The organism is Aeromonas sp. R1-2, assembly GCF_040908505.1.
Taxonomy (GTDB): domain Bacteria; phylum Pseudomonadota; class Gammaproteobacteria; order Enterobacterales; family Aeromonadaceae; genus Aeromonas; species Aeromonas veronii.
Genome location: NZ_JBFODU010000038.1, coordinates 22,408 through 44,276, shown reverse-complemented (window position 1 = coordinate 44,276; position 21,869 = coordinate 22,408). Strand labels below are relative to the sequence as shown.

21 protein-coding genes and 1 pseudogene are annotated in these 21,869 nt (G+C 61.2%); 12 read left to right on the top strand and 10 right to left on the bottom strand.

What is annotated here, in order from left to right:
- The 4 genes and pseudogenes from AB5Y76_RS14875 to hrpB all read right to left on the bottom strand — a co-directional run.
- A pseudogene (locus AB5Y76_RS14875) lies at nucleotides 1–287 on the bottom strand (IS3 family transposase); the annotation flags it as partial.
- Nucleotides 288–410: 123 nt separating this feature from the next.
- Nucleotides 411–812, bottom strand: a complete 402-nt coding sequence (locus AB5Y76_RS14870) for a VOC family protein (RefSeq protein ID WP_005362902.1) — start codon at nucleotides 810–812, stop codon at nucleotides 411–413.
- 58 nt (nucleotides 813–870) lie between these two features.
- Nucleotides 871–3,189, bottom strand: coding sequence for a penicillin-binding protein 1B (gene mrcB, locus AB5Y76_RS14865; RefSeq protein WP_263719134.1), 2,319 nt, complete (start codon nucleotides 3,187–3,189; stop codon nucleotides 871–873).
- A gap of 73 nt (nucleotides 3,190–3,262) precedes the next feature.
- The gene (gene hrpB, locus AB5Y76_RS14860) at nucleotides 3,263–5,710 is read right to left on the bottom strand and encodes an ATP-dependent helicase HrpB (protein WP_263719135.1); all 2,448 of its coding nucleotides are present in this window, start codon (nucleotides 5,708–5,710) and stop codon (nucleotides 3,263–3,265) included.
- A gap of 178 nt (nucleotides 5,711–5,888) precedes the next feature.
- Here hrpB and thpR point away from each other — a divergent pair, with 178 nt between their 5' ends.
- The 10 genes from thpR to AB5Y76_RS14810 all read left to right on the top strand — a co-directional run bounded on the left by thpR (nucleotide 5,889) and on the right by AB5Y76_RS14810 (nucleotide 14,747).
- Complete coding sequence (gene thpR / locus AB5Y76_RS14855; protein ID WP_263719136.1) at nucleotides 5,889–6,431, top strand: RNA 2',3'-cyclic phosphodiesterase; 543 nt, start codon at nucleotides 5,889–5,891, stop codon at nucleotides 6,429–6,431.
- The gene (sfsA, locus tag AB5Y76_RS14850) at nucleotides 6,428–7,171 is read left to right on the top strand and encodes a DNA/RNA nuclease SfsA (RefSeq protein ID WP_263719137.1); all 744 of its coding nucleotides are present in this window, start codon (nucleotides 6,428–6,430) and stop codon (nucleotides 7,169–7,171) included. The genes thpR and sfsA overlap by 4 nt, the downstream gene beginning before the upstream one ends.
- Nucleotides 7,172–7,290: 119 nt before the next feature.
- A complete protein-coding gene (gene dksA / locus AB5Y76_RS14845) occupies nucleotides 7,291–7,740 on the top strand; it encodes an RNA polymerase-binding protein DksA (RefSeq protein WP_005335644.1) in 450 nt (149 codons plus the stop codon).
- 111 nt (nucleotides 7,741–7,851) lie between these two features.
- Nucleotides 7,852–8,760 carry a tRNA glutamyl-Q(34) synthetase GluQRS gene (gene gluQRS / locus AB5Y76_RS14840; RefSeq protein ID WP_263719138.1) on the top strand — a complete coding sequence of 303 codons (909 nt, stop codon included), beginning with the start codon at nucleotides 7,852–7,854 and terminating at the stop codon, nucleotides 8,758–8,760.
- Between the two features lie 257 nt (nucleotides 8,761–9,017).
- Nucleotides 9,018–10,484 carry a polynucleotide adenylyltransferase PcnB gene (pcnB, locus tag AB5Y76_RS14835; RefSeq protein ID WP_139462070.1) on the top strand — a complete coding sequence of 489 codons (1,467 nt, stop codon included), beginning with the start codon at nucleotides 9,018–9,020 and terminating at the stop codon, nucleotides 10,482–10,484.
- Between the two features lie 11 nt (nucleotides 10,485–10,495).
- The gene (folK, locus tag AB5Y76_RS14830; protein WP_263719148.1) at nucleotides 10,496–11,005 is read left to right on the top strand and encodes a 2-amino-4-hydroxy-6-hydroxymethyldihydropteridine diphosphokinase; all 510 of its coding nucleotides are present in this window, start codon (nucleotides 10,496–10,498) and stop codon (nucleotides 11,003–11,005) included.
- Complete coding sequence (gene panB, locus AB5Y76_RS14825; RefSeq protein ID WP_005335640.1) at nucleotides 11,002–11,796, top strand: 3-methyl-2-oxobutanoate hydroxymethyltransferase; 795 nt, start codon at nucleotides 11,002–11,004, stop codon at nucleotides 11,794–11,796. The genes folK and panB overlap by 4 nt, the downstream gene beginning before the upstream one ends.
- A gap of 201 nt (nucleotides 11,797–11,997) precedes the next feature.
- Nucleotides 11,998–12,855, top strand: coding sequence for a pantoate--beta-alanine ligase (gene panC / locus AB5Y76_RS14820; protein WP_005335639.1), 858 nt, complete (start codon nucleotides 11,998–12,000; stop codon nucleotides 12,853–12,855).
- Nucleotides 12,856–12,879: 24 nt separating this feature from the next.
- Complete coding sequence (locus tag AB5Y76_RS14815; RefSeq protein ID WP_247823444.1) at nucleotides 12,880–13,230, top strand: putative quinol monooxygenase; 351 nt, start codon at nucleotides 12,880–12,882, stop codon at nucleotides 13,228–13,230.
- A 149-nt stretch (nucleotides 13,231–13,379) separates the two neighbouring features.
- Nucleotides 13,380–14,747: a cation:dicarboxylase symporter family transporter gene (locus AB5Y76_RS14810; RefSeq protein WP_263719139.1), complete on the top strand. Its 1,368-nt coding sequence runs from the start codon at nucleotides 13,380–13,382 to the stop codon at nucleotides 14,745–14,747.
- An 81-nt stretch (nucleotides 14,748–14,828) separates the two neighbouring features.
- Here the strand turns inward: AB5Y76_RS14810 and AB5Y76_RS14805 are convergent, their stop codons facing one another.
- The 3 genes from AB5Y76_RS14805 to AB5Y76_RS14795 all read right to left on the bottom strand — a co-directional run bounded on the left by AB5Y76_RS14805 (nucleotide 14,829) and on the right by AB5Y76_RS14795 (nucleotide 16,307).
- Nucleotides 14,829–15,356, bottom strand: coding sequence for a rhodanese-like domain-containing protein (locus tag AB5Y76_RS14805; protein WP_263719140.1), 528 nt, complete (start codon nucleotides 15,354–15,356; stop codon nucleotides 14,829–14,831).
- 4 nt (nucleotides 15,357–15,360) lie between these two features.
- Nucleotides 15,361–15,780, bottom strand: coding sequence for a MauE/DoxX family redox-associated membrane protein (locus AB5Y76_RS14800; protein ID WP_100645144.1), 420 nt, complete (start codon nucleotides 15,778–15,780; stop codon nucleotides 15,361–15,363).
- A gap of 119 nt (nucleotides 15,781–15,899) precedes the next feature.
- Entirely contained in the window at nucleotides 15,900–16,307 is a 408-nt protein-coding gene (locus AB5Y76_RS14795) for a hypothetical protein (protein WP_263719141.1), read from the bottom strand.
- Between the two features lie 246 nt (nucleotides 16,308–16,553).
- On the opposite strand from AB5Y76_RS14795, the gene AB5Y76_RS14790 reads away from it, so the two are divergent.
- Nucleotides 16,554–18,656 carry a hypothetical protein gene (locus AB5Y76_RS14790; protein ID WP_263719142.1) on the top strand — a complete coding sequence of 701 codons (2,103 nt, stop codon included), beginning with the start codon at nucleotides 16,554–16,556 and terminating at the stop codon, nucleotides 18,654–18,656.
- A gap of 59 nt (nucleotides 18,657–18,715) precedes the next feature.
- Here the strand turns inward: AB5Y76_RS14790 and AB5Y76_RS14785 are convergent, their stop codons facing one another.
- From AB5Y76_RS14785 to hpt, 3 genes are all read right to left on the bottom strand, one after another.
- Nucleotides 18,716–19,489, bottom strand: coding sequence for an ABC transporter permease (locus AB5Y76_RS14785; protein WP_019445351.1), 774 nt, complete (start codon nucleotides 19,487–19,489; stop codon nucleotides 18,716–18,718).
- Nucleotides 19,486–20,403, bottom strand: a complete 918-nt coding sequence (locus AB5Y76_RS14780; RefSeq protein ID WP_100652864.1) for an ABC transporter ATP-binding protein — start codon at nucleotides 20,401–20,403, stop codon at nucleotides 19,486–19,488. The genes AB5Y76_RS14785 and AB5Y76_RS14780 overlap by 4 nt, the downstream gene beginning before the upstream one ends.
- A gap of 111 nt (nucleotides 20,404–20,514) precedes the next feature.
- Nucleotides 20,515–21,045 carry a hypoxanthine phosphoribosyltransferase gene (gene hpt / locus AB5Y76_RS14775; protein WP_005335618.1) on the bottom strand — a complete coding sequence of 177 codons (531 nt, stop codon included), beginning with the start codon at nucleotides 21,043–21,045 and terminating at the stop codon, nucleotides 20,515–20,517.
- Between the two features lie 201 nt (nucleotides 21,046–21,246).
- On the opposite strand from hpt, the gene AB5Y76_RS14770 reads away from it, so the two are divergent.
- The gene (locus AB5Y76_RS14770; RefSeq protein WP_042079938.1) at nucleotides 21,247–21,861 is read left to right on the top strand and encodes a TetR/AcrR family transcriptional regulator; all 615 of its coding nucleotides are present in this window, start codon (nucleotides 21,247–21,249) and stop codon (nucleotides 21,859–21,861) included.
- Nucleotides 21,862–21,869: the final 8 nt, after the last annotated feature.

The following is a 21,869-nucleotide window of genomic DNA, read 5'->3' as shown; positions in this document are numbered from 1 at the left end:
TGACTCATCAGCGCCAGCTGCTGCTCGAGTTCCTTGATGCGCTGTTCGGGCGTCTGGTTGTCGGGGTCAGGCATGGTGATGCTCCTGCCGGCGCGTACAGAAGCCCCCTGGCTCCAATCTTGCCGACCATGTTTACGCAACCATACCAGAACGGTGGAGCGGCCCTGAATGCCATAACGCACCTGAGCCTGTTTGTAGGTGAGCTCGCCTTTTTCAATCTGCTCGACCAGTGCCAGTTTAAAAGTCAGCGAGTAATCGCGCTGTGTCCGTTTCACACCTTGTCCCATCGGGTTCTCCATTTATTGGGGGGAAAGGTGTAAACCATATTCAGGACGGGACAAAGCAATAAGAAAAGCCGCCCGGTTTCGCCGGGCGGCTTTTGTTTGGCTGATTGCTTGGTCGATGCCGGCTCAGCGCGGCGCTTCGTAGAGCTCCAGCGGCAGGCCGTCGGGGTCGGCGAAGAAGGTAAAGCGCTTGCCGGTCAGCTCGTCCACCCGTACCGGCTCTACCTCGACCCGATGGGCCAACAGATGGGCGATGACCCGGTCAAGATCGCTGACCCGAAAGGCGAGATGGCGCAGGCCGCATGCCTCGGGGCGGGAGGGGCGCTCGGGAGGCGAGGGAAAGCTGAACAGCTCCAGCTGGCTGCCGTCCGGCAGGGCCAGATCCAGTTTCCAAGATTGGCGCGCTTCGCGCAGAGTCTCGGCGATGATGGGCAGCCCCAGCACCTCGTGGTAGAAGTGGCGCGAGCGTGGGTAATCGCTGGCGATGATGGCCACATGGTGGATGGCGTCGAACAGCGGAAAGGTCATGGTGTTTCCTTGTCAGCAGCATAGTGAACGGGCAGCCTGCGCTGCCCGTGTCGTAGATCTAGTTGAAGAAACCGCCGAACCAGTCATCCAACGCACTGCGTGGCGTCGTGCTGTTGGCGCAACCGGCCGGGGAGCCCATGGTGGAGGCTTTGGCCGGCACCTGCAGGCTGCCCGGGCAGTCGCTGGCGACGCGGGTGCCGCTGGCGCGGGAGAAGTTGGCCCAGGTGACCCCTTCCGGCATCTTCAGCCCCAGACTGTTGACGCCGCGCTGGCTCATGTAGCCGCTAAATAGCTGCAGAGCACCGCTGGCACCGGTCAAGCCCGCCGGGGTGTTGTCGTCGCGACCGACCCAGATACTGACCAGTTCGTTGTTGTCCATCCCGGCAAACCAGGAGTCGCGCAGCTCGTTGGTGGTGCCTGTCTTGGCCGCCATGGTGGCGCCGGGGAACTTGGCACTGAGCGCGCGGGCCGTGCCCTGACTCACCGTCTTGGTCATGGCGAACAGGGTCAGCCAGCTTGCCTGCTGGTCGGTGACCCGCTTGGCGGTCTGATCATGCTGATAGAGCAGGCTGCCATCACCGTTGACTACGGCGCGAATGGCCGACAGCGGCTGGGTCAGTCCCTGATTGGCGATGGGCAGATACATCTGGTTCACTTCCAGCGGGGAGAGGGCCACCGCCCCCAGCACCAGCGACGGATAGGGCTGGATCTCCTGCTGGACTCCCAGCTTGTGCAGGGTATCGACCACTTTTTCCAGCCCCACCTGCAGACCCAGATTGACGGTCGGCACGTTGAGTGAGCTGGCCAGCGCATCCATCAGCGGCACGCTCTGGCGGAACTTGCGATCGTAGTTCTGCGGCGTCCAGACCTGACCATCCTGACCGCGAATGCGGATCGGCTGATCTTTGAGCGGGGTCGCGAGCGTCAGGCCGTTGGATAGACCGGTGAGGTAGACCGCCGGCTTCACCAGCGAGCCGATCTGGCGGCGGGCATCGAGCGCCCGGTTGAACCCGGCGTAGCGGGGATCGCGGCCACCCACCAGCGCAACTACTTCGCCCTTGTGCCAGTCGGAGACCACCATGGCTGCCTCCAGCTTCTTCTTGCCGCGCAGCTTCTCGATATCGGCGAGGCCCGATTCGACCGCCCGCTCGGCCGCATGCTGGGCGATGGGGTCGAGACTGGTGAAGATCTTGAGGCCGGACTGCTTGAGCAGATCGGCACCGAAGCGGCTCTGGATCTCTCGCTTGAGCAGTCCCATAAAGGCCGGGGTGCGGCCATAACTCATCTGGCCGCGGGCGATGATGCCGAGGGGCTGACGGCTGGCCAGTTCATACTCGGCCTGGGTCAGGCTGCCGTGATCCATCAGCAGCTTCAGCACCAGATCACGGCGGGTCTTGGCCCGCTCAGGGAAGCGCCAGGGATCGTAATAGGAGGGGCCTTTCACCAGACCGACCAGCAGGGCGACCTGATCGATATCCAGCTCGTTGACCGGAATGCCGAAGTAGAAGTAGGAGGCGAGGCCGAAACCATAGACCCCTTGCGAGAAGTTCTGCCCCAGATAGACCTCGTTGAGGTAGGACTCGAGGATCTCGTCCTTGTTGTAGCGATAGTCGATCAGCACCGCCATATAGGCTTCTTGCAGTTTTCGCCACAGGCTGCGCTCACGGGTCAGGAAGAAGTTTTTGGCCAGCTGCTGGGTGAGGGTACTGCCCCCCTGCACGGTGCGACCCGCGATCAGGTTGGCGAACATGGCGCGCATGATGGCCACCGGCGAGACGCCGCCATGCTGGTAGAAGTCGCGATCTTCGGTGGTGAGCAGGGTCACCAGCAGGCTGTCGGGCACTTCGGCGATACGCACCAGCAGGCGATCTTCCCGATCTTCGGTATTGAGGCGATCGAGCAGCACCGGGTCCATCTGGGCGTAACCGAGCTGGCGCTGGTTCTCCAGCGACTGGATCCCCTCAAGGCGCGGGCCGTTGAAGGTGAGGCGCAGGCCGCGGGCTCCATCGGCGCCATCATAGAACTCGAACGGACGGCGAATAAGCTCGATGCGGTTGCCGTTGATGGTGTATTCACCCGGCGTGTGAGGTTGGCGCACCTGCTTGTAGCTCAGCATGTTGAGCTCGCGCAGCATCTGGTCCCGCGACAGGCGCTGGCTGGGGTAGAGCTCCAGCGGACGGCTGTAGACCATCACCGGCAGCTGCCACTTCTCGCCATCGAAGCGCTCGCGCACCTTGGTATCGAGGTAGATGCCAAACACCACCATAAAAGCCGCCACCACCAGGGAGAGCTTGAAGCCAAGCCAGAACAGCTTGCGCCAGATGGTGCGTTTGGGCGCTGCCTTCTTGGGGGCACGCTTGCGTCGTTGGGTTGCCATAAATCCTCTTTGCTTTCCTTTCTACTTGTTATGTCGCATTCGCGAACGTTCGAGCGGGATTAACCCGCCGAACCTAGATGCCCATCTTCTTTTTGGTGACTTTGGTCGGCATCGCTTCCAGCGGATTATCCGGCCAGTAGTGGCGGGGATAGCGCCCCTTCATCTCTTTCTTCACCTGTTCGTAGGATCCTGCCCAGAAAGCGGCCAGATCGGCAGTGATCTGCAGCGGTCGCTGGGCGGGGGAGAGCAGCTCCACTACCAGCGGCACCCGGCCATCGGCCACGCAGGGGGTCGAACCTTGACCGAACATCTCCTGAATGCGCACTGGGATCACCGGTGCCTGCCCAGGCTGATAGCGGATCCGCACCCGGCTGCCGGTCGGTGCCGCAAAGTGGCTCGGCAGCGCCTCGTCCAGCCGTTTGGGCAACGGCCAGGGCAGGGATTGGCGCAGGATGTCGCCGAGGTTGAGCTTTTTCAACTGCTCCAGCCGGGTCATGCCGCTCACCGCTGGCAGCAACCACTGTTCGAGGGTGGCCAGCAGGCTCTCGTCATCCATCGCGGGCCACCCCTCATCGGGCAGCCAGTCGCGGGCGCAGCGCATGCGGGCCAGCAGCCCTTCGCTGCTCTCGTCCCACGGCAGCACATGCAGCCCCTTGCGGCGAATGCCTTGCAGCAGGCAGCGCCCTTTCTGCTCGTCAGAGAGTTCGGTCAGCGGTCGCTGGTTCAGCACCAGCTCGCCGATCACCTGCTGGCGTTCGGCGCGCACCCGCTCTTCCCGCTCATCCCAGTCGAACCACTGCCGTTCGCTCACCAGTTCCGGCAGCAGGCGTACCAGCTCGTCCAGCTCGACCGGTTCGGCGATAAAAATGCGGCTGCCGCGATCGTTCTGCCCCATCTCGATGGCGATCAGCGCCCCTTGTCCCTGACAGGGATGACCTTCTACCAGATCGCAGCTCACCCCACCACTGAGTTGATAGCGACTGCCGCTACGCAGTTTGCCGATGCGATCCGGCCAGGCGAGGGCACAGAGCAGCCCCAGCCACTGGCCCTGTGCATTGGCAGGGCGGGCGCCAAGCCGTTCAAACCAGCGGGCAGCGTTCTGGCGCAGGGCGTTTTGACGGCGGTGGAACAGCACAGAGAGGCGCTCCGATCCTCGCAGATCTTCTTCCTGCAACGCCACCAGATAAGCGGCATCGGCGACAATCCCTGTCAGACCCTCTGACTCCAGCTCGCGGGCGCGCAGCAGCATGCGGGCGAGACGAGGGTGGGTACCGAAGGCCGCCATGGCACGACCAGCGGGAGTGAGTTGTTGCTCACCCTCCGGCTTCATGGCGCCAAGGGCCACCAGCAACCGCTGGGCGCTGGCCACCGCAGCGGCTGGGGGCATGTCCAGCAGCGGCAGATCTTCCACCTTTGCCCCCCACTGGGCGGCGTCCAGCAGCAGGCCGGTCAGCTCCTGAGTGAGGATATCTGGCGGGCTCTGTTCAGCGAGTCGCTCTTGCACCTCGCTGCTCCAGAGCCGGTAGCAGACGCCGGGGCCGAGACGACCGGCGCGGCCTGCCCGCTGGGTGGCGGAGGATTTGGCTATCTGGCGGGTTTCCAGTCGGGTGACGCCGCTTTTCAGATCAAAGGAAGCCCGTCGTTCCAGCCCGCTGTCGATCACCACCGAAATCCCCTCGATGGTGAGGGAGGTCTCCGCCACATTGGTGGTGAGCACCAGCTTACGGCGGCCCGCAGGCGCCGGTTCGATGGCTGCCTGCTGCGCCGCCATGTCGAGGCGACCGTAGAGGGGGGCGAGGGTCACGTCGTCCGGTAGTTTGTCTGCCAGCCATTGCGCCAGCCGCTCGATCTCACCCTGTCCCGGCAGAAAGACCAGCAGGCTGCCATCTTGATCGGCCAGCGCTTCGAGTACCACGGCGCCGACCTGCGGCTCCAGCCACTGCTGGCGATTGGCGGGGCGGTAGTGGTAGTCGATGGGGAAACCACGCCCCTCGGAGCGAACCACAGGGGCATCCGGCAACAAGGTCTCGAGTGCCATGCCATCCAGGGTAGCGGACATCACCAGGAGCTTGAGATCATCGCGCAATCCCTGCTGGCTCTCGATAGCGAAGGCCAGCGCGGTATCGGCGTGCAGACTGCGTTCGTGGAACTCATCGAAGATGACCAGCGAGACGCCAGTCAGCTCAGGGTCCTGCTGCAACATCCGGGTCAGCACCCCTTCGGTGACGATCTCGAGCCGGGTTGCTGAGCTGCTGCGGCTCTCGCCACGCACTCGCAGGCCGATGCGCTCGCCCACCTTCTCCCCCAGTTGGCGCGCCAGAAAGCTGGCGATATTGCGCGCCGCGAGGCGCCTTGGTTCCAGCATGATGATGCGGCCGGGCAGCCGGTTCTGACGCACCAGCTCCAGCGGCAGCAGGGTCGATTTGCCCGCGCCGGGTGGCGCCTGCAGGATCACGCTGGTGTGGCTGTCGAGGGCGGCAAAGAGTTCGGGCAATACCGAAACGATGGGGAGCTGGGACAAAGCGATGAGCACCTTCTGTGGCAACCGGTAAAACGGCGCCTATTCTGCCACAGCCGCCCGCGCCACCGTGAGTGGATGTGCGGATATGGCCACTCGGGCGGGAGGCTGGCGAGACATGGCCGGATAGCTGCCATAGAATGGGCCCATCCAATGAGCGTGAAAAAGGCATTATCACCACATGGCCAAACTCTTCTTTGCCCTGCCCGTCAAGGAGCTCGCTCCCGAGCTCATCGCCTGGCGCGATCAGCTGCCCTGGCCCGGTCAGCCGGTGCCGCAAGCCAACCTTCATCTGACCCTGGCATTTCTGGGTGAGGCGGACGAGTTGACCACCCGCCGCCTGATCGCCGCCGTGGAGCGTCAGCACTGTCCGCCGCTCTCCATCAGGCTGGATGAGACCGGCTGGTTCAGCCGGGCCAAGGCGGCCTGGATTGGCCCGAAGGAGTGGCCCAACGAGCTGACCGTGCTGGCCAAGGCGTTGCGCCGCCACGGCGAGAAGTTGCGTCTTGGCAATGGCGAGCAGGGTTATCGCCCCCATGTCACCCTGTCGCGCAAGGCGGGTGAGGCGCCAGCCATCCTGCCTGTCCCAAATTTTCTGCTGCAGGCTGATGAGTTCTGCCTCTATCAATCCATCTCGACCCCGGACGGGGTGCGTTACGAGCCGCTTGCCTGCTGGCCGCTGCGCGCCCGGGTAAAAGAAGACGCGCGGAGGGCTAACCCGTGATTTTTGATCCCCCCCTGCAATCGGGCCAGCTGCTGGCCCGCTACAAGCGCTTTCTGACCGATGTGCAACTCGATAACGGCGAGGTCATCACCATCCACTGCGCCAATACCGGTGCCATGACCGGTTGTGCCGATCCGGGCACCCGGGTCTGGTACTCCACCTCCGACAACCCCAAGCGCAAGCTGCCCAACAGCTGGGAGATCGCCGAGAGCCCGGCGGGCCACTTTATCTGCGTCAACACGGCGCGCGCCAACCAGATTGCCCGGGAGCTGATCGAGCAGGAGGCTATCGCTCCGCTGGCGGGTTACAGCCGGTTGCGCACCGAGGTGAAGTATGGCGAAGAGAACAGTCGCATCGATCTGTTGCTGGAAGATGACGAGAAGGGAAATTGTTACATCGAGGTAAAATCGGTCACCCTGCTCGACGAGCGGGAGGAGGCTGGCATGGGCTACTTCCCCGATGCGGTCACCGCCCGTGGTGCCAAGCATTTGCGCGAGTTGATGGCGATGAAAGCGGCGGGCCACAGGGCCGTGCTGCTCTTTATGGTGTTGCACTCCGGAATAAGCCGGATGCGCCCTGCAACCCATATAGATCCGCACTATAGTCTGCTAATTGAGCAGGCAATCGCGGCGGGGGTTGAAATTTTATGCTATCGGCCCCATGTTGGGGTGCAAGGCATGGTGGCTCAAGGGTTTATCCCGTTTGAATCTGGTCACCTGTTACCCGAGGGGAGTGCATAAATATTGGAGTGGGTAACATTATTGGTACGGCTCGTTTGCTTACCCGTTACCCTTCTGCTATAGATGTCGCCCTCAATTTATGGATGGCACGGGTAGCGTGCTGAATTAGGAGACAGGGCATGCCAACAGGCGAAAACAGGAAATCTCTGGGCCCCCTGGCCATTGCGGGTGTCGCGCCTTACCAGGAAAAGCCGGGTGAGGAGTACATGAATGACCAACAAAAGGCGCATTTTCGCAAGATCCTGGGTGCCTGGCGCAACCAACTGATGCAGGAAGTTGATCGTACCGTCGACCATATGAAAGACGAGGCTGCCAACTTCCCGGATCCCGTGGATCGTGCCGCGCAAGAAGAAGAGTTCGCTCTTGAACTGCGTACCCGCGACCGTGAACGCAAGCTGATCAAGAAGATCGAGAAGACCTTGCAGCTGCTTGAAGACGATGATTTCGGTTACTGCGAACACTGCGGTATCGAGATCGGTATCCGTCGTCTGGAAGCCCGTCCGACTGCAGACCTCTGTGTCGATTGCAAGACGCTGGCCGAGATCAAGGAAAAACAGATGGCCGGTTGATCCCGACCCTCTGGTATATGAAAAAGGGAGCTCGCGGGCTCCCTTTTTTATTGAGCTTTTGGCGGTCGCGCCCCAGAATGCAGCCTCAATGAATCGCTTACCCGAACAGCCATGCCAGTGAATCCCCTGTCTTCACCCCTTGCACGCCCCTATGTCGGCCGCTTTGCCCCCTCACCCTCAGGCCCGCTTCATTTCGGTTCGCTGATCGCCGCCCTCGGCAGCTTTTTGCAGGCCAGAGCGCAGCAGGGACGCTGGCTGGTGCGCATCGAAGATATCGATCCTCCGCGGGAAATGGCAGGGGCAGCGACCCTGATCCTCAAGACTCTTGAGGCATATGGCCTCGAGTGGGATGGGGAGGTGATGTTCCAGAGTGCGCGCCACCGCCGTTATAACGAGATCATCGACCAGCTCTATCGTGCGGGGGATCTCTACTGGTGCCGTTGCACCCGGCGCGAAATCATGGCCGCGGGCGGTCTCTACAGTGGCCACTGCCGCACCCTCGGGCTTGCGGCCGAAGGTTGCGCTGCCCGGCTGCGACAGCACCATCCGGTCTACCACTTCGACGATCGCTTGCAGGGCCATATCGCGGTCCCTACGGCGCTCGCCGAGGAGGATTTCATTATCCGCCGCCGCGACGGGCTCTACGCCTACAACCTGGCGGTGGTGGTGGATGATATGGACAGCAGCATCACCGAGATAGTGCGCGGTGCCGATCTGCTGGAGCCCACGGTGCGCCAGATTGCCCTCTACCAGACCCTGGGGGCACCGGTGCCCGACTGGGTGCACCTGCCGCTGGCGGTGCTGGCAGATGGCAACAAGCTCTCCAAGCAGAACCATGCGCCTGCGCTGGCGCTTGATGAGGTGCGACCGGCCCTGTGGCAGGCGCTGCACTTCCTCGGCCAGTGCCCACCGCCCGAGCTGATGGAAAGCCGGATCGACGAGATCATCGAGTGGGGCATCGCCAACTGGCGGCTCGAACGGGTGCCAGCCAGCGAGAAGATCCCGCTAGCGGATTGCTGAGTCGACCAGGTGATTTTTGTTTGATTGAGCGTAAATTGCCGCTGTTGATTGTGATTTTACCGGGATGATCCGTTTCAAACGGGATCAATTGTCAGCACGGTTTTTCATTTGGTCAGGCGTGAGCTATGCACAGGTAGACCGCTATTTTCGCTGGCAGACGGTTTCATGCGGGATCAATTGTCAGCACGGTTTTTCATTTGGTTAGGCGTGAGCTATGATAGGCCGCTATTTTTTGGCCTCCCGTCAATTTAGAAGTCATGAAGAGGTGTACCATTTTTTCCCAGATCGCAAACTTTTGCCGCAAGGTGCTCGGCAAGGAAGACGGCGAGCAGTCGGTGGAATCCCCCATTCCAGCCCGTGTCGCCGGTCAACGTCGTACCTTAAGCCGTGATCAGCACCCTATTTCGCGCAAAGAGATCAGCGAGAATGCACTCAAGGTGCTCTATCGCCTGAACAAAGGGGGCTATGAGGCCTACCTGGTCGGCGGCGGAGTCCGGGATCTGCTGCTCGGGAAGACGCCCAAGGATTTCGACATCGCAACCGATGCGACGCCGGAGCAGATCAAGGCGCTGTTCAGCAACTGCCGCCTGATTGGCCGTCGTTTCCGCCTGGCCCACATTGTCTTTGGTCGTGACGTGATCGAAGTGGCCACCTTCCGGGGTCACCACCATCAGGTCAATACCAGCAAACATGTGTCGGCCCAGTCTGATGAAGGCATGCTGCTGCGCGACAACGTCTACGGCACCATCGAAGAGGATGCCGAGCGCCGCGACTTTACCGTCAACGCCCTCTACTACAGCGCCAAAGATTTCACCCTGCACGATTTCGAAGGGGGTTTGGAAGATCTGGCTGAGCGCAAGCTTGAGCTGATCGGCGATCCCGAGACCCGTTATCGTGAAGATCCGGTGCGCATGCTGCGCGCCGTGCGCTTTGCCGCCAAGCTGGATATGACCATCAGCCCGCGTACCGCCGCCCCCATCAAGGAGCTGGCGCCACTGCTGCAAGACATCCCTGCTGCCCGCCTGTTTGAGGAGACCCTCAAGCTGTTCTTGGCTGGCGACGGTCTGGCAACCTACAAGTTGCTGCGCGAGTTCGGTCTGTTCCAGCAGCTCTTCCCACAAGTGGCTGCGCTGTTTACCCCGCACGGCAACTCGCCCTACGAGCAGTTTATCGAGCAGGCGCTGATCGATACCGACACCCGCGTCCGCGAAGACAAGCGCGTCACTCCCGCCTTCCTCTACGCCACCTTGCTGTGGGGCTGCGTCGAGGCCCGTGGTCGGGTGCTGGAGAACGAGAGCGGCCTGCCCTGGTATGACGCCTTCATGCTGGCGATCAACGAGGTGCTGGACAATCAGGTGCGGATCATCGCCGTTCCCCGCCGTTTCACCACAGATGTCCGCGATATCTGGGCACTGCAACAGCGTCTGACCCGTCGTCAGGGCAAGCACCCCGAGCGCGCCATGGAGCATCCCAAGTTCCGCGCGGCGTTCGACTTCCTGTTGCTGCGCAACCGGGTCGAGCGCGGTCTCGGTGAGCTGGCCAGCTGGTGGGAGCGCTATGTTGCCTCCAATCCGGATGTGCGCCCGCAACTGCAACGGGAAGCGACCCGTCGCCCGGCCAGCGGTGAGCGCGGCGAGGCCCGTAGCCACGATGGCGAGAAGCGCAGCAGCAACAGCCGCAACCGTCGTCGCCCCCGTCGCCGCAAACCGAAAGTGGCCGAGTGACCACAGACGTGATGACCGAGGTCTTCATCGCCATTGGTTCCAACCTGTCTGATCCGCTGGGTCAGGCTCGTCGCGCCGTTGCCGCCTTGGCAAGGTTGCCGGAATCTGTGCTGGTGGAGGCCTCGTCGTTTTACAGCAGCCGCCCCATGGGCCCTGCTGACCAGCCGGACTACGTCAATGCCGTGGCCCGGCTCAATACCCTGCTGACGCCGCTGGCGCTGCTGGATCAATTACAAAAAATCGAGCTGGAACAGGGACGTGTGCGCAAAGATGAGCGGTGGGGGCCGAGAACCTTGGATCTCGACCTGCTGCTCTATGGGGATCGGGTGATCAACCATGAGCGTCTGATCGTACCCCACTACGGCATGAAGGAGCGGGAGTTCGTGCTGCTGCCCCTTGCCGAAATTGCGCCTGCTCTGGTGCTGCCCTGTGGCACCCCGCTCGCCCGACTGGTTGCCCGCTGCCCGGGCAATGATCTCGCCATCATTGCGCCGCGTGCAGACGTACAGGAGCCTTTATGAGCAAGATCACCACCGCCAGCCTGCTGAAGATGAAGCAGGAGGGTCAAAAGTTCACCGCCATCACCGCCTATGATGCCACCTTTGCCAAGCTGTTCGACGACGAGGGGGCACACGTGCTGCTCATCGGCGATTCACTGGGCATGGTGCTGCAAGGGGGTCAGGATACCCTGGCGGTCAACATGGATGAGATGGTCTATCACACCCGCTGTGTGGCGCGCGGTGCCAGCAAGGCACTGGTGGTCGCCGACATGCCGTTCATGAGCTACGCCACCCCCGAGCAGACTTACCAGAACGCTGCCCGCCTGATGGCGGCCGGTGCCCGCATGGTCAAGATGGAAGGGGGCGACTGGCTCTGTGACTCCATCCGCCACCTCACCCGCAACGGGGTGCCGGTGTGTGGTCACCTCGGCCTCACCCCGCAATCCGTTCATGTCTTTGGCGGCTTCAAGGTGCAGGGGCGTGACGAGTTTCAGGCGCAGGAGATCTATCGCCAGGCCCTCGAACTGCAAGCGGCCGGTATCCAGCTGCTGGTGCTCGAGTGTGTGCCCACTGCGCTGGCCGAGCGCATCACCAAGGCGCTTCGCATCCCGGTGATCGGTATTGGTGCCGGCCCCGCGACCGATGGTCAAATTCTGGTGATGCACGATGCCTTTGGCGTCACCTCCGGCTATGTGCCCAAGTTCACCAAGAACTTCCTGGCCGAGACCGGCGATGTGCGTGCCGCCATCCGCCTCTATGTCCAGCAGGTGAGCGAGGGGAGCTTCCCCGGCCCGGAGCACTGCTTCAACTGATCCTGGCGGTTGCATGATGGGGGCTGCGGCCCCCGTCTCTGCTTCTCAGCCTCGCGCAGTTAATCCGTATAGCTAATCAGTATCTTATTGATTCATCTAAAGGTGAACTGCTGATAGCCATGTTCGTGCACCATCCCGCCCGAGCGCTATCTGTGGATGCAACCCGTCTCTCTTTTTGATTTATCGGAAGGTGAACTGCTGATGTTGGTCGTAAATAATCCCGTCGTTCTGCGTGAGCAGATAAGCCAATGGCGCCGTGAAGGGCGTGCCATCGCATTTGTGCCCACCATGGGTAACCTGCATCAGGGCCACCTGACGCTGGTGAAAGAGGCGCACAGCCACGCCGAGAAGGTGGTGGTCAGCATCTTCGTCAACCCGATGCAGTTCGACAAGGCCGAGGATCTTGCCAACTATCCGCGCACCCTGGAGCAGGATTGCGCTGCGCTGGAAGCGGCCGGCGTCGATATGGTGTTCACCCCGACCCCGGAGATCATGTATCCGCAGGGGCTGGCCAGCCAGACCTTCGTCGAGGTGCCGGGCCTCTCCAATCTGCTGGAGGGAGCGCTGCGCCCGGGTCACTTCCGCGGGGTCAGCACAGTCGTTACCAAGCTGTTCAATCTGGTACAGCCGGATGTGGCCTGCTTTGGCCAGAAGGATTACCAGCAGTTGGCGCTTATTCGAAAGATGGTGGCCGACATGGCGATGCCCATCGAGATCGTCGGTGTGCCCACCGTGCGGGCCGAAGACGGGCTGGCACTCTCTTCCCGCAACGGCTACCTGACTGCCGCCGAGCGGGCCATTGCCCCCGAGCTGGCGCGCACCATGAACTGGATCGCCGAGCAGATTGAAGCGGGTGACCACCACCTGCCCTCCTTGGTGGCGCAGGCCAGCCAACGCCTCGACAACGCCGGTTTTCGTACCGATGCCATCGACATCGTCGATGCCGCTACCCTCGAATCAGCCACAGACGAGAGCGCGCAGCTGGTGATCCTGATGGCTGCTTATCTTGGCAAGGCCCGCCTTATCGACAATCAAGTGGTCACGCTGCAGCAAGCCTGAGCCCGCCACAACCAGGAGGACCCCATGTCCAAGAAGGTTTACTGCATTGCCCAATTCCTGCCCAAACCCGGTCAGGAGCAAGCCCTGTTTCAGGTGCTACAGGCGCTCGAGCCCAACACTCTGCGTGAGGATGGTTGCTTGCAATATCGGGTGACCCGCCACATCGCGAGCCCCTTTGCCGAGGGGGAGAGTTTCCCCATCGTGTTCAACGAGATTTGGCAAGATATGGCGGCTTTCGAAGCCCACTGCCAGCGTGCCGAGATCACCGCGTTCTTCGAGCGTTACTGTCTGGCGGAAGATGGTTTGGCCGCGAAGTGGAATGTCTGCGTCTATAGCGACGAACCCGAACAGTACGACGCCCCCATAAAGAAGTAATTCCCCTGATTGCCAGCGGACGCCCCCTCGGGCGTCCGCTGCTTTTTCACGCCTGCACTCTCTTGCATTCCGGCGTTTTGTTCTGCGGCCCAGCCCGCATTTCCCTTCGTTTCTATCCACTTTCGGCCTGATGGCCGCTACAGGTATTCATGATGTTTGTCCTGATTGCATCGCTTGTTTTCTGTCTGCTCTGTTTTGCTCTCACCCGGTTGCCTACCGGTTTGCCGCTCTCGCGCAAGGTACTTGCGGGTCTGTTGCTTGGTGCCCTGTTCGGGCTGGCGCTGCAACTGGGCTGGGGCGCCGATGATGCCGACGTTCAGCAGACCCTGGAGTGGGTCAATATCGTTGGCGGTGGCTATGTCAGCCTGCTCAAGGTGGTGATGATGCCGCTGGTGTTCACCTCCATCCTCTCCGCCATCAACAAGCTGGAGCAGGCCCAGTCCCTCGGCAAGATCAGCGCCGTGCTGATCGGTTCCATGCTGACATTGGTGATGATCGCCGGTGTGGTGGGGATGACAGTGACCCATCTGAGCGGTCTCACCGCAGCCGGGCTGCTGAGCCACGGTAGCGACAGCACCACCCTGCAACAGAGCATGAGCACCATCGACAGTGCCCAGACCCTGCCGGCCCTGCTGCTCTCGCTGGTGCCCACCAACTTTGCCGCCGATATGGCGGGTAGCCGCGGTCTCTCGGTGATCGGGGTGGTGATCTTCACCGTGCTGGCGGGGGTTGCTCTGCTGCAGTTGAAGGCGGAGCATCCACAGGCGGGTTCTCGCGCCGCCGTGGCCATCGACACCCTGCAACTGTGGGTGATGAAGATGGTGCGGGTGGTGATTGCGCTCACCCCCTATGGCGTGATGGCGCTGATCGCCCGGGTGGTGGCCCACTATCCCCTGAGCGAGATCCTCAGCCTGCTCGGCTTTATTCTGGTCTGCTACGTCGCCATTCTGGCGATGTTTGCGGTGCACATGGTGATCCTGCTGCTGATCGGCCAGAACCCGCTGCACTATTTGCGGGAAGTATGGGGCGTGCTCACCTTCGCTTTTGTCTCCCGCAGCAGCGCGGCTTCCATCCCGCTCAGTATCGAGACCCAGCAGCGCCTTGGGGTGCCCGCCAGCATCGCCAACTTTGCCGCCTCGTTCGGTGCCAATCTGGGCCAGAACGGTTGCGCCGGCATCTATCCGGCCATGATGGTGGCGATGATCGCCCCCATGCTCGGCATCAACCCCTTTGATCCCCTGTTTCTTCTGACTTTGCTGCCGGTGATTGCACTGGGCTCCATCGGGGTGGCTGGCGTTGGCGGTGGTGGGACGTTCGCCGCGCTGATCGTGCTCTCCACCCTCAACTTCCCCATCGCGTTGGTGGGGGTGATGATCGCCATTGAGCCGCTGGTGGATATGGGCCGCACCGCTCTCAACGTCAACGGCTCCATCATGGCGGCCATGATCACCAAGCGGTTGCTGGGCAAACTGCAGCTGGCCGAGACGCAGGTGCTGGAGCAGCAGGCCGCCAGCTAACCCCAGCGTTCCCCAATATGAAAGAAGCCCGCAGTTGCGGGCTTCTTTATGTCGACAGTGTTGTCTTGTGAGCAGACGCAGTTATTCGGCAGAGACGGGGTAACCGGCGCCTTTCCAGGCGAAGATGCCGCCCGGCACCCGATAGACCTGCTGATAGCCCTGAGTCACCGCCCAGGCGGCGGCGTTGTGGCTGCGACCGCACTTGACGAAGCCGCAGTAGATCACCACGGGGCGGGCTTTGTCTTCACCCAGCAGCGCCTGGAACTGCTCCGCCGTGCCGCTCCCCTCGACGATTTCGCTCCAGTTGTCGCCAGCTTTGGCCTCCTTCACGAAGACAAAGTTCTTGGCGCCCGGGATGTGCTCTTTCTTGTAGGAGTCCTCATAGGGCATGGTGTCGATGATCACCAGCTCCTCGCCCTTGTCCATCCGGGTCTTCAGCTCGGCCACGGTCAGCAGCTGATAGCCCCCCTGCTGCGCCTCCTGTGCCAGCTGTACAGCCGATTGCTCAAGCTTCACCTCCTGCTCGAACTGGTTGTCGCCACAGCCCGCGAGGGCAAAGCTGGCGGCGATCAGCGAGGCTACCAGAGTGCGGGATCGCAATGTCATCATGTCACTACTCCTTTGGAACGGGAAAAACGGGGCGGGAAGTTCGCAGCAGGGCGCCCGCAAGCGTCAGTAGCAGCAGATCCCGCACAATGGCCTCCGGCAGCGAGCTGAGATCAGCCCTGCCCAGACAGCCGCAAGAGATGTCGAGCCCGATGGCAACGCCATAGCCCAACACCGGAATAAACAGGGCGAGCAGCCCGATCACCAGCCACAGTCCCCAGCGCCGGTTGGCGATGACTGCAAGCCCGGCGCAGAGCTCAAGGGCGATCAGCCCCCAGGCCACTGGCGGGATCAGTGACGGCCAGATCAGCCCGAAGGCCGCGATCTGTTCGACAAACAGGGCGGGGGAGACCAGCTTGAACCCGGCGGAGGCGAGGAAGAATCCTCCCAGAGCCAGATTGGCCAGCATGCGCAACAACGCAGGCATGTTCTACCTCTTTATAGAGAGGGGTAAATTCTAACAATTCCCGATTGAGCCGCAATGACTAAACCCATGCCGGACAAGATAAATCTCGATTTTGCGGGGCAGTGACCAGAATGGGGGCGCTAGACCCTGATGGTGGCGGTTGTGGAGGCGGGATGCTGTGGCTGTGTCGATTGCTCCCGGTCGTGCTGGTGGGTCAGCAGTTCGGCAGCCAGCTCGATGACCCGTTCGAGCAGTAGCAGCAGGCTGTCGACCGTCAGATGATCGAGCCACTCGCGGGTCCAGATCAGGGTCTCTCCCTGCTCGGTCTGATCCAGCAGAAACACTGGCTCGTCGCCAAGGTGGTTGAGCAGGGGCGTGTTGGGCATGGCGTGGCCCGGTAGCAGCAGATAGATCACCAGATGGCCCTCATCCTCTGCCAGCGTTAGCACCAGTTCGTCGTTGATGGTCAGGGTGGTGGCTGTCTGTCCGGCCACCGGAAGCGGAAGTCCAAGTTGTGTGTACAGGGCGGTGATGAGAGCGTGATACATGGCCAAACCTCGGGCAGGGGGAGAGTGACACCCTATGCGGCTGATCGGTGGCTGCTTATCACTTGTCGTCATTTTTTTAGCGTTTTTGGTCGGAGGGGCGAGTGGTTATGCCGAAATTGTGAGCTGACAGACATCTTTTACGGGTCAGTCCGAATCCTAAAAAAGCGGGACCATCGCTGACAGGGTTACAAGGGGGGGGCGGCGTACGCTGAGTATCTTCTCTCTCATCAACGCAGGTTTCTTGCCATGAAAATTGCCTCCCCGGATATCGATGTAAGCCGTCATCAGCAGACAACCCCTGATGCTACACCTCCTGCTACTGCTCGCCTTGGCAACGCCAGACTACGGCTGCTGGATGCTGGTAGCCGGGAGTTCGATAGGGGGATCCGCCGCGGTGTTGGCCATCGGCAGAGCCCGGAACTCAAGGCGGTCAAGCAGGCGGTACGGTACTATCAGGCCCAGCCAACGCCTTCACTGGCCGGGCTGGCGAAGATCGAACAGGCGCTGCAGTTCTGGATCGACTCGGGCAAGAACCGCTCCCGTCAGCAGGATCCCGTGTTGCAAAAACTGGTCGATGACATCGCTGTCCGCCGTCAGGCGTTGGCACAGGGTGGCAAGCCTCCCTCATTTCAGCTGGCGTGGGTCTGCAACGAACAGGGGAGGATCAATCAGCCTATCGAGAGTAACCAGCAGATCCGCCAGTGGTGCAGCGAGTTGGCTCGCCTGCAACAGGAGGGGGCCAACGACTTGTTCAAGCGGGAGCTGCAAGGGGGGCTAGACCTGATGTTCGGGGTGAGTGAGGGGATGATGGCGCGACGGTTGGAGCGGGCGCCGACCCGTGAAGAGGTCGCAGCAAGCCACGAGTGGCAGCTGTTTTGCGGGACCTTGCGTCAGGCTTTGCCCGCACTGGGTGAGCTCAAGCCGCAAGCCACTGCCGAGGAGAATGGTCGCGATATCCTGTTGACCCACAGTCAGCTACTGGAGCTCGGTCACCTCAAGGAGGTTCTGGATCTCAGCATTCAGCAGCAGGTGAGCAAGCAGGGGGAGATTGGCTTGCTCAGGACCGAGCTGCTGACCGCGCTGGTGGATGGACTGGATGAACCCTGGCTTGAGCGCGAGGCGCAGGAGAAGGCGCTCTGGCAGGGAGAGGCCGCATCAGGCAAGCACTATCAGAGTGGCGTGCGGGCCGAGCTCAAGAGCCCTCTCTCTGCTGCCAGCAAGGAACTGAAACCGGGTGAGCCTGTGAGCCAGAAGGCCTTTGGCGGGCTCGGGCTGGTCAGTGCCAGTGCGCTGGTGGAGGCTTTCGCCAAGATCGAGATTGGCAAGTGGGAGGGGCGTCGCGACACACCGGTAGGAGAGTTTGCCGACAAGGTGGCTCTGACCCAGGAGAACAAGGCGAGTGCCAAGGCCGAGCTGGTGATTGGCAAGGCGGAGGGCTCATTGGTATTCAATCCGGTGAACAAGATCGTCAATGATACCGATGGATCGCGCTACACCCCGGGCCCCCATGACCTTAGTCTGCTGCGCATCGGGGCCAGTGCCGAGCTGGTGAGCAGGCTGGGGCTGTCGGTGGAGGGGAGCTGGACTATCGGCAATCTGCTTAACGCCAAGCTGGCAGGCTCTGCCGAGGTGGTCGCCAATGCCAAGCTGGAGGCCGGTGCTGCGGCTATCATGACCCCCAATGGGCCAGTGGTCAGCGTGACGGCCAGCGCCTCGGCCTTTGCTGGTATGAAAGCTGAGGGGAGTGCCCAGCTCAATCTGCTCAAGAGCCAGTATGCGGATGCCTATAGCCTTTCGGCCAAGGTACGCGCCTCCGCCAATCTGGGGGTCGGTGCATCGGCCGGTGCCACTGCGGCTTTCGGGCCACAGGGAGCCAAGTTTCATACTACCCTTGGCGTGACACTGGGGGTGGGGTCAGATGTCGGTTGGGAGGGCGGAGTCAACGCCATGGCCACCAAGGCTTATGCACTGGAGCTGGCCGCTTGTGCGGTAAGCAATTTTGATCAGCGCAAAGGGGAGCAGCTAGATGGACTGGCGATGGCTGCAGGGAATGAAAACCGTCTCTTCGAACTGGCCCAGCGGGTCGATAACCGGATTGTCACTCTCGCCACCCAGTTGGAGGAACTGCAGCTGGCGGCCAGCGAGAACCGGATCCGGATGCAGGAGAGCCTGATCGATCCCGATCTCGCGGCTGGTCGCACCGCCATGGCACAGGCTATCGACGATGCTTTCGGTCAGGAGCGGGTCGATGAGCAGGGGGGCGTCACGGTTCCCGAGCGGGCTGCCGAGCGCAACGAGAAGCTTGAGCTCACCGCCCGGCTGCTAAAGGATCACGCCATCCGGGTCTAGGTCATCCCGAGGCTGGCAGGACAATGAAAACGGGCACCGCGAGGTGCCCGTTTTGGCAATCAGTGGCGCAGACCGGTGCCGCGGGAGATAAGCCACCAGGCGATACCGTAGAGGGCCACGATAAAGCCGATGATGATGAGGTAGGCGGTGCCGAGCGGCACGTCGGAGATGCCGAGGAAGCCGTAACGGAACGCGTTCACCATGTAGATGATGGGGTTCACCTGGGAGACGCCCTGCCAGAAGGGGGGCAGCAGGCTGATGGAGTAGAACACCCCGCCCAGATAGGTGAGGGGTGTCAGCACGAAGGTGGGGATGATGCTGATGTCGTCGAAGGTCTTGGCAAACACCGCGTTGATAAGGCCACCCAGCGAGAAGAGGATCGCGGTGAGCAGCACGGTGAAGCAGACGCTGAACAGATGGTGGATCTGCAGCGGCACGAAGAACAGCGACACCAGGGTGACGATGAGGCCGACACAGAGGCCGCGTGCCACGCCTCCGCCCACGTAACCGGCGATGATGACGTAGTTGGGCACCGGCGCCACCAGCATCTCCTCGATATTGCGCTGGAACTTGGCGCTGAAGAAGGAGGAGGCAACGTTGGAGTAGGAGTTGGTGATCACCGACATCATGATGAGGCCGGGCACGATGAACTCCATGTAGGTAAAGCCGCCCATGTCACCGATGCGCGAACCGATCAGGTTGCCGAAGATGACGAAATAGAGGCTCATGGTGATGGCCGGTGGCACCAGGGTCTGGATCCAGATCCGGGTAAAGCGGCTCACCTCCTTGGCCAGAATGCTCTTGAAGGCGATGTAATAGATGGCCAGATTCATGCTTTTCTCCCCTCTTCGACCAGATTGACGAACAGCTCTTCCAGCCGGTTGGCTTTGTTTCGCATGCTCACGACCTGCACCTGCTGGTTGGACAACTGCTCGAACAGGCTGTTGAGTGACTGGCTCTTGTCGAGATCCACCTCAAGGGTGCGTTCATCCTGCATGCGGCCGTTGAACTCCGGCACCTCAGGTACGGCAGAACCTGGCGCAAGGTCGAGCAGGAAGGTCTCGCGACCCAGCTTGCCCAGCAGATTCTTCATGCTGGTGTTCTCGATCAGACGACCCTTGTCGATGATGCCGATGTTGCGGCAGAGCATCTCGGCCTCTTCCAGATAGTGGGTGGTGAGGATGATGGTGACGCCTTGCTCGTTGAGATCCTTGAGGAAGGTCCACATGGAGCGGCGGATCTCGATATCGACCCCGGCGGTCGGTTCATCGAGGATCAGCAGCTTGGGCTCGTGCATCAGGGCGCGGGCGATCATCAGGCGACGCTTCATGCCGCCTGAGAGAGTGCGGGCAGGCATGTCGCGCTTCTCCCACAGATCGAGCTGGCGCAGGTACTTCTCGGCGCGGATCTTGGCTTCCGCCTTGGGCACGCCGTAGAAACCGGCCTGATGGGTGACAATCTGGATCACCTTCTCGAACTGGCTGAAGTTGAACTCCTGCGGCACCAGCCCGAGCTGGGCCTTGGCCTGTTCCAGATCGCTGTCGATGTCGTAGCCAAATACCTTCACCTTTCCGGCGCTCTTGTTTACCAGCGAGCTGATGACGCCGATGGTGGTGGATTTGCCCGCGCCGTTCGGGCCGAGCAGGGCGAAGAAATCTCCCTGCCTGACGGTAAGATCGATGCCTTTAAGGGCTTCGACGCCCCCCTGATAGGTCTTTTTCAGGCCGCTGATTTCCAGTGCGTTCATTGCAACCTCTGTGATGGTTGAATCCGGCTCGATACAGAAAAGGCGGCCAAGGCCGCCTGCACAGAGTAAAGGGCGCAAGGCCGCTTCACCCGTGATATTCCTGAACCTGGCTTACTCCTGGGGTACCACTTTGCCGATAAACGGCAGGTTGCGGTACTTCTGGGCGTAGTCGATGCCACAGCCGACCACGAATTCGTCCGGAATGGCGAAGCCAATCCAGTCGACCGGCACCTGCACTTCGCGGCGGGAGGGTTTGTCCAGCAGGGTGCAGATGGCCAGGGATTTCGGCTCGCGCAGGGAGAGGATCTCGCGCACCTTGTTGAGGGTGTAACCGGTGTCGATGATGTCTTCCACGATCACCACATCCTTGCCCTTGATGTCGTCGTCCAGGTCTTTGAGGATGCGGACGTCACGGGTGCTGTGCATGCCGGAGCCGTAGCTGGAGGCGGTCATGAAGTCCAGGGTGATGGGCAGCTGGCACTGGCGGCAGAGGTCGGCCAGGAAGATGCAGGAACCGCGCAGCAGCGCAATCATCACGACTTCGTCAGAACCCTGATAGCGGGCGGTGATCTCTTCACCCAATTTGGCGATCCGGGCGGCTACTTCAGCCTCGGAGATCATCACCTCGACGGTGTGTTTCATCACTTACTCCCATAAGGCCAAAGGGGATTTGGCCGTTCATGAATATCAAAACCGATGATTCTACCACTCATGTTGAAGGGTGCTAGAGATACGTGGTGCTTTTATCGGCTTATTTTAATTGATAGAGTTAGCAGGCACTCAGGCATGATTAGTTAAAATACTATAAACACCATAATCAATAACTATTAGATGATAAAAACTATGGAACCACGCGCAGAAATAAGACGTCGTACCCGGCTGTCGCCGGAAGCTCGTCGCTCCCAATTGATGGAATGTGCCATCGAGGTGTTCTCCCGTCGCGGCATTGGCCGCGCCGGTCACGCCGAGATAGCCGAACAGGCCAAGGTCTCTGTGGCTACCGTCTTCAACTATTTCAACACCCGCGAGGAGTTGGTAGATGAGGTGCTGGCCGAGATCGAACGCTTTGTGAACCAAATGCTGTCGCAGGCATACGGTGACCAGGGCTCCATTTTCGACAAGATCCAGCGTCATGTACGCCTCTCTGTCGATGCCGCCTACGATCAACCGGATTATGCCGGTATCTGGCTGGAGTGGAGCTCATCGGTTCGGGAAGAGGTATGGCCCCGCTATACCCGGCTGCTCGATCACTGCCTTGAGCTGATCGCCAGCGAGCTGCAAACCGCCATGGATGCAGGGGAGATCACCAGCGTGCTGTCAGCACAGGATCTGGCCCGCTCTCTGACCGGTTTTGGCTATGTGATGATGCAGATGATCAATCAACCTCAGCGCCCGGCGCGCCAAGAGGTGACTGATTTCCTGTTCAAGTACGTGACGGCGCCAATTCAGGCTCGCTAACACGACTT

What these genes read in the sequence shown, in the direction of transcription:
- AB5Y76_RS14870 (WP_005362902.1), bottom strand. Translation starts at nt 812, where the DNA reads ATGACCTTTCCGCTGTTCGACGCCATCCACCATGTGGCCATCATCGCC.
- mrcB (WP_263719134.1), bottom strand. Translation starts at nt 3,189, where the DNA reads ATGGCAACCCAACGACGCAAGCGTGCCCCCAAGAAGGCAGCGCCCAAA.
- thpR (WP_263719136.1), top strand. Translation starts at nt 5,889, where the DNA reads ATGGCCAAACTCTTCTTTGCCCTGCCCGTCAAGGAGCTCGCTCCCGAG.
- dksA (WP_005335644.1), top strand. Translation starts at nt 7,291, where the DNA reads ATGCCAACAGGCGAAAACAGGAAATCTCTGGGCCCCCTGGCCATTGCG.
- gluQRS (WP_263719138.1), top strand. Translation starts at nt 7,852, where the DNA reads ATGCCAGTGAATCCCCTGTCTTCACCCCTTGCACGCCCCTATGTCGGC.
- pcnB (WP_139462070.1), top strand. Translation starts at nt 9,018, where the DNA reads ATGAAGAGGTGTACCATTTTTTCCCAGATCGCAAACTTTTGCCGCAAG.
- folK (WP_263719148.1), top strand. Translation starts at nt 10,496, where the DNA reads ATGACCGAGGTCTTCATCGCCATTGGTTCCAACCTGTCTGATCCGCTG.
- panB (WP_005335640.1), top strand. Translation starts at nt 11,002, where the DNA reads ATGAGCAAGATCACCACCGCCAGCCTGCTGAAGATGAAGCAGGAGGGT.
- panC (WP_005335639.1), top strand. Translation starts at nt 11,998, where the DNA reads ATGTTGGTCGTAAATAATCCCGTCGTTCTGCGTGAGCAGATAAGCCAA.
- AB5Y76_RS14815 (WP_247823444.1), top strand. Translation starts at nt 12,880, where the DNA reads ATGTCCAAGAAGGTTTACTGCATTGCCCAATTCCTGCCCAAACCCGGT.
- AB5Y76_RS14810 (WP_263719139.1), top strand. Translation starts at nt 13,380, where the DNA reads ATGATGTTTGTCCTGATTGCATCGCTTGTTTTCTGTCTGCTCTGTTTT.
- AB5Y76_RS14805 (WP_263719140.1), bottom strand. Translation starts at nt 15,356, where the DNA reads ATGATGACATTGCGATCCCGCACTCTGGTAGCCTCGCTGATCGCCGCC.
- AB5Y76_RS14800 (WP_100645144.1), bottom strand. Translation starts at nt 15,780, where the DNA reads ATGCCTGCGTTGTTGCGCATGCTGGCCAATCTGGCTCTGGGAGGATTC.
- AB5Y76_RS14795 (WP_263719141.1), bottom strand. Translation starts at nt 16,307, where the DNA reads ATGTATCACGCTCTCATCACCGCCCTGTACACACAACTTGGACTTCCG.
- AB5Y76_RS14790 (WP_263719142.1), top strand. Translation starts at nt 16,554, where the DNA reads ATGAAAATTGCCTCCCCGGATATCGATGTAAGCCGTCATCAGCAGACA.
- AB5Y76_RS14785 (WP_019445351.1), bottom strand. Translation starts at nt 19,489, where the DNA reads ATGAATCTGGCCATCTATTACATCGCCTTCAAGAGCATTCTGGCCAAG.
- AB5Y76_RS14780 (WP_100652864.1), bottom strand. Translation starts at nt 20,403, where the DNA reads ATGAACGCACTGGAAATCAGCGGCCTGAAAAAGACCTATCAGGGGGGC.
- hpt (WP_005335618.1), bottom strand. Translation starts at nt 21,045, where the DNA reads ATGAAACACACCGTCGAGGTGATGATCTCCGAGGCTGAAGTAGCCGCC.
- AB5Y76_RS14770 (WP_042079938.1), top strand. Translation starts at nt 21,247, where the DNA reads ATGGAACCACGCGCAGAAATAAGACGTCGTACCCGGCTGTCGCCGGAA.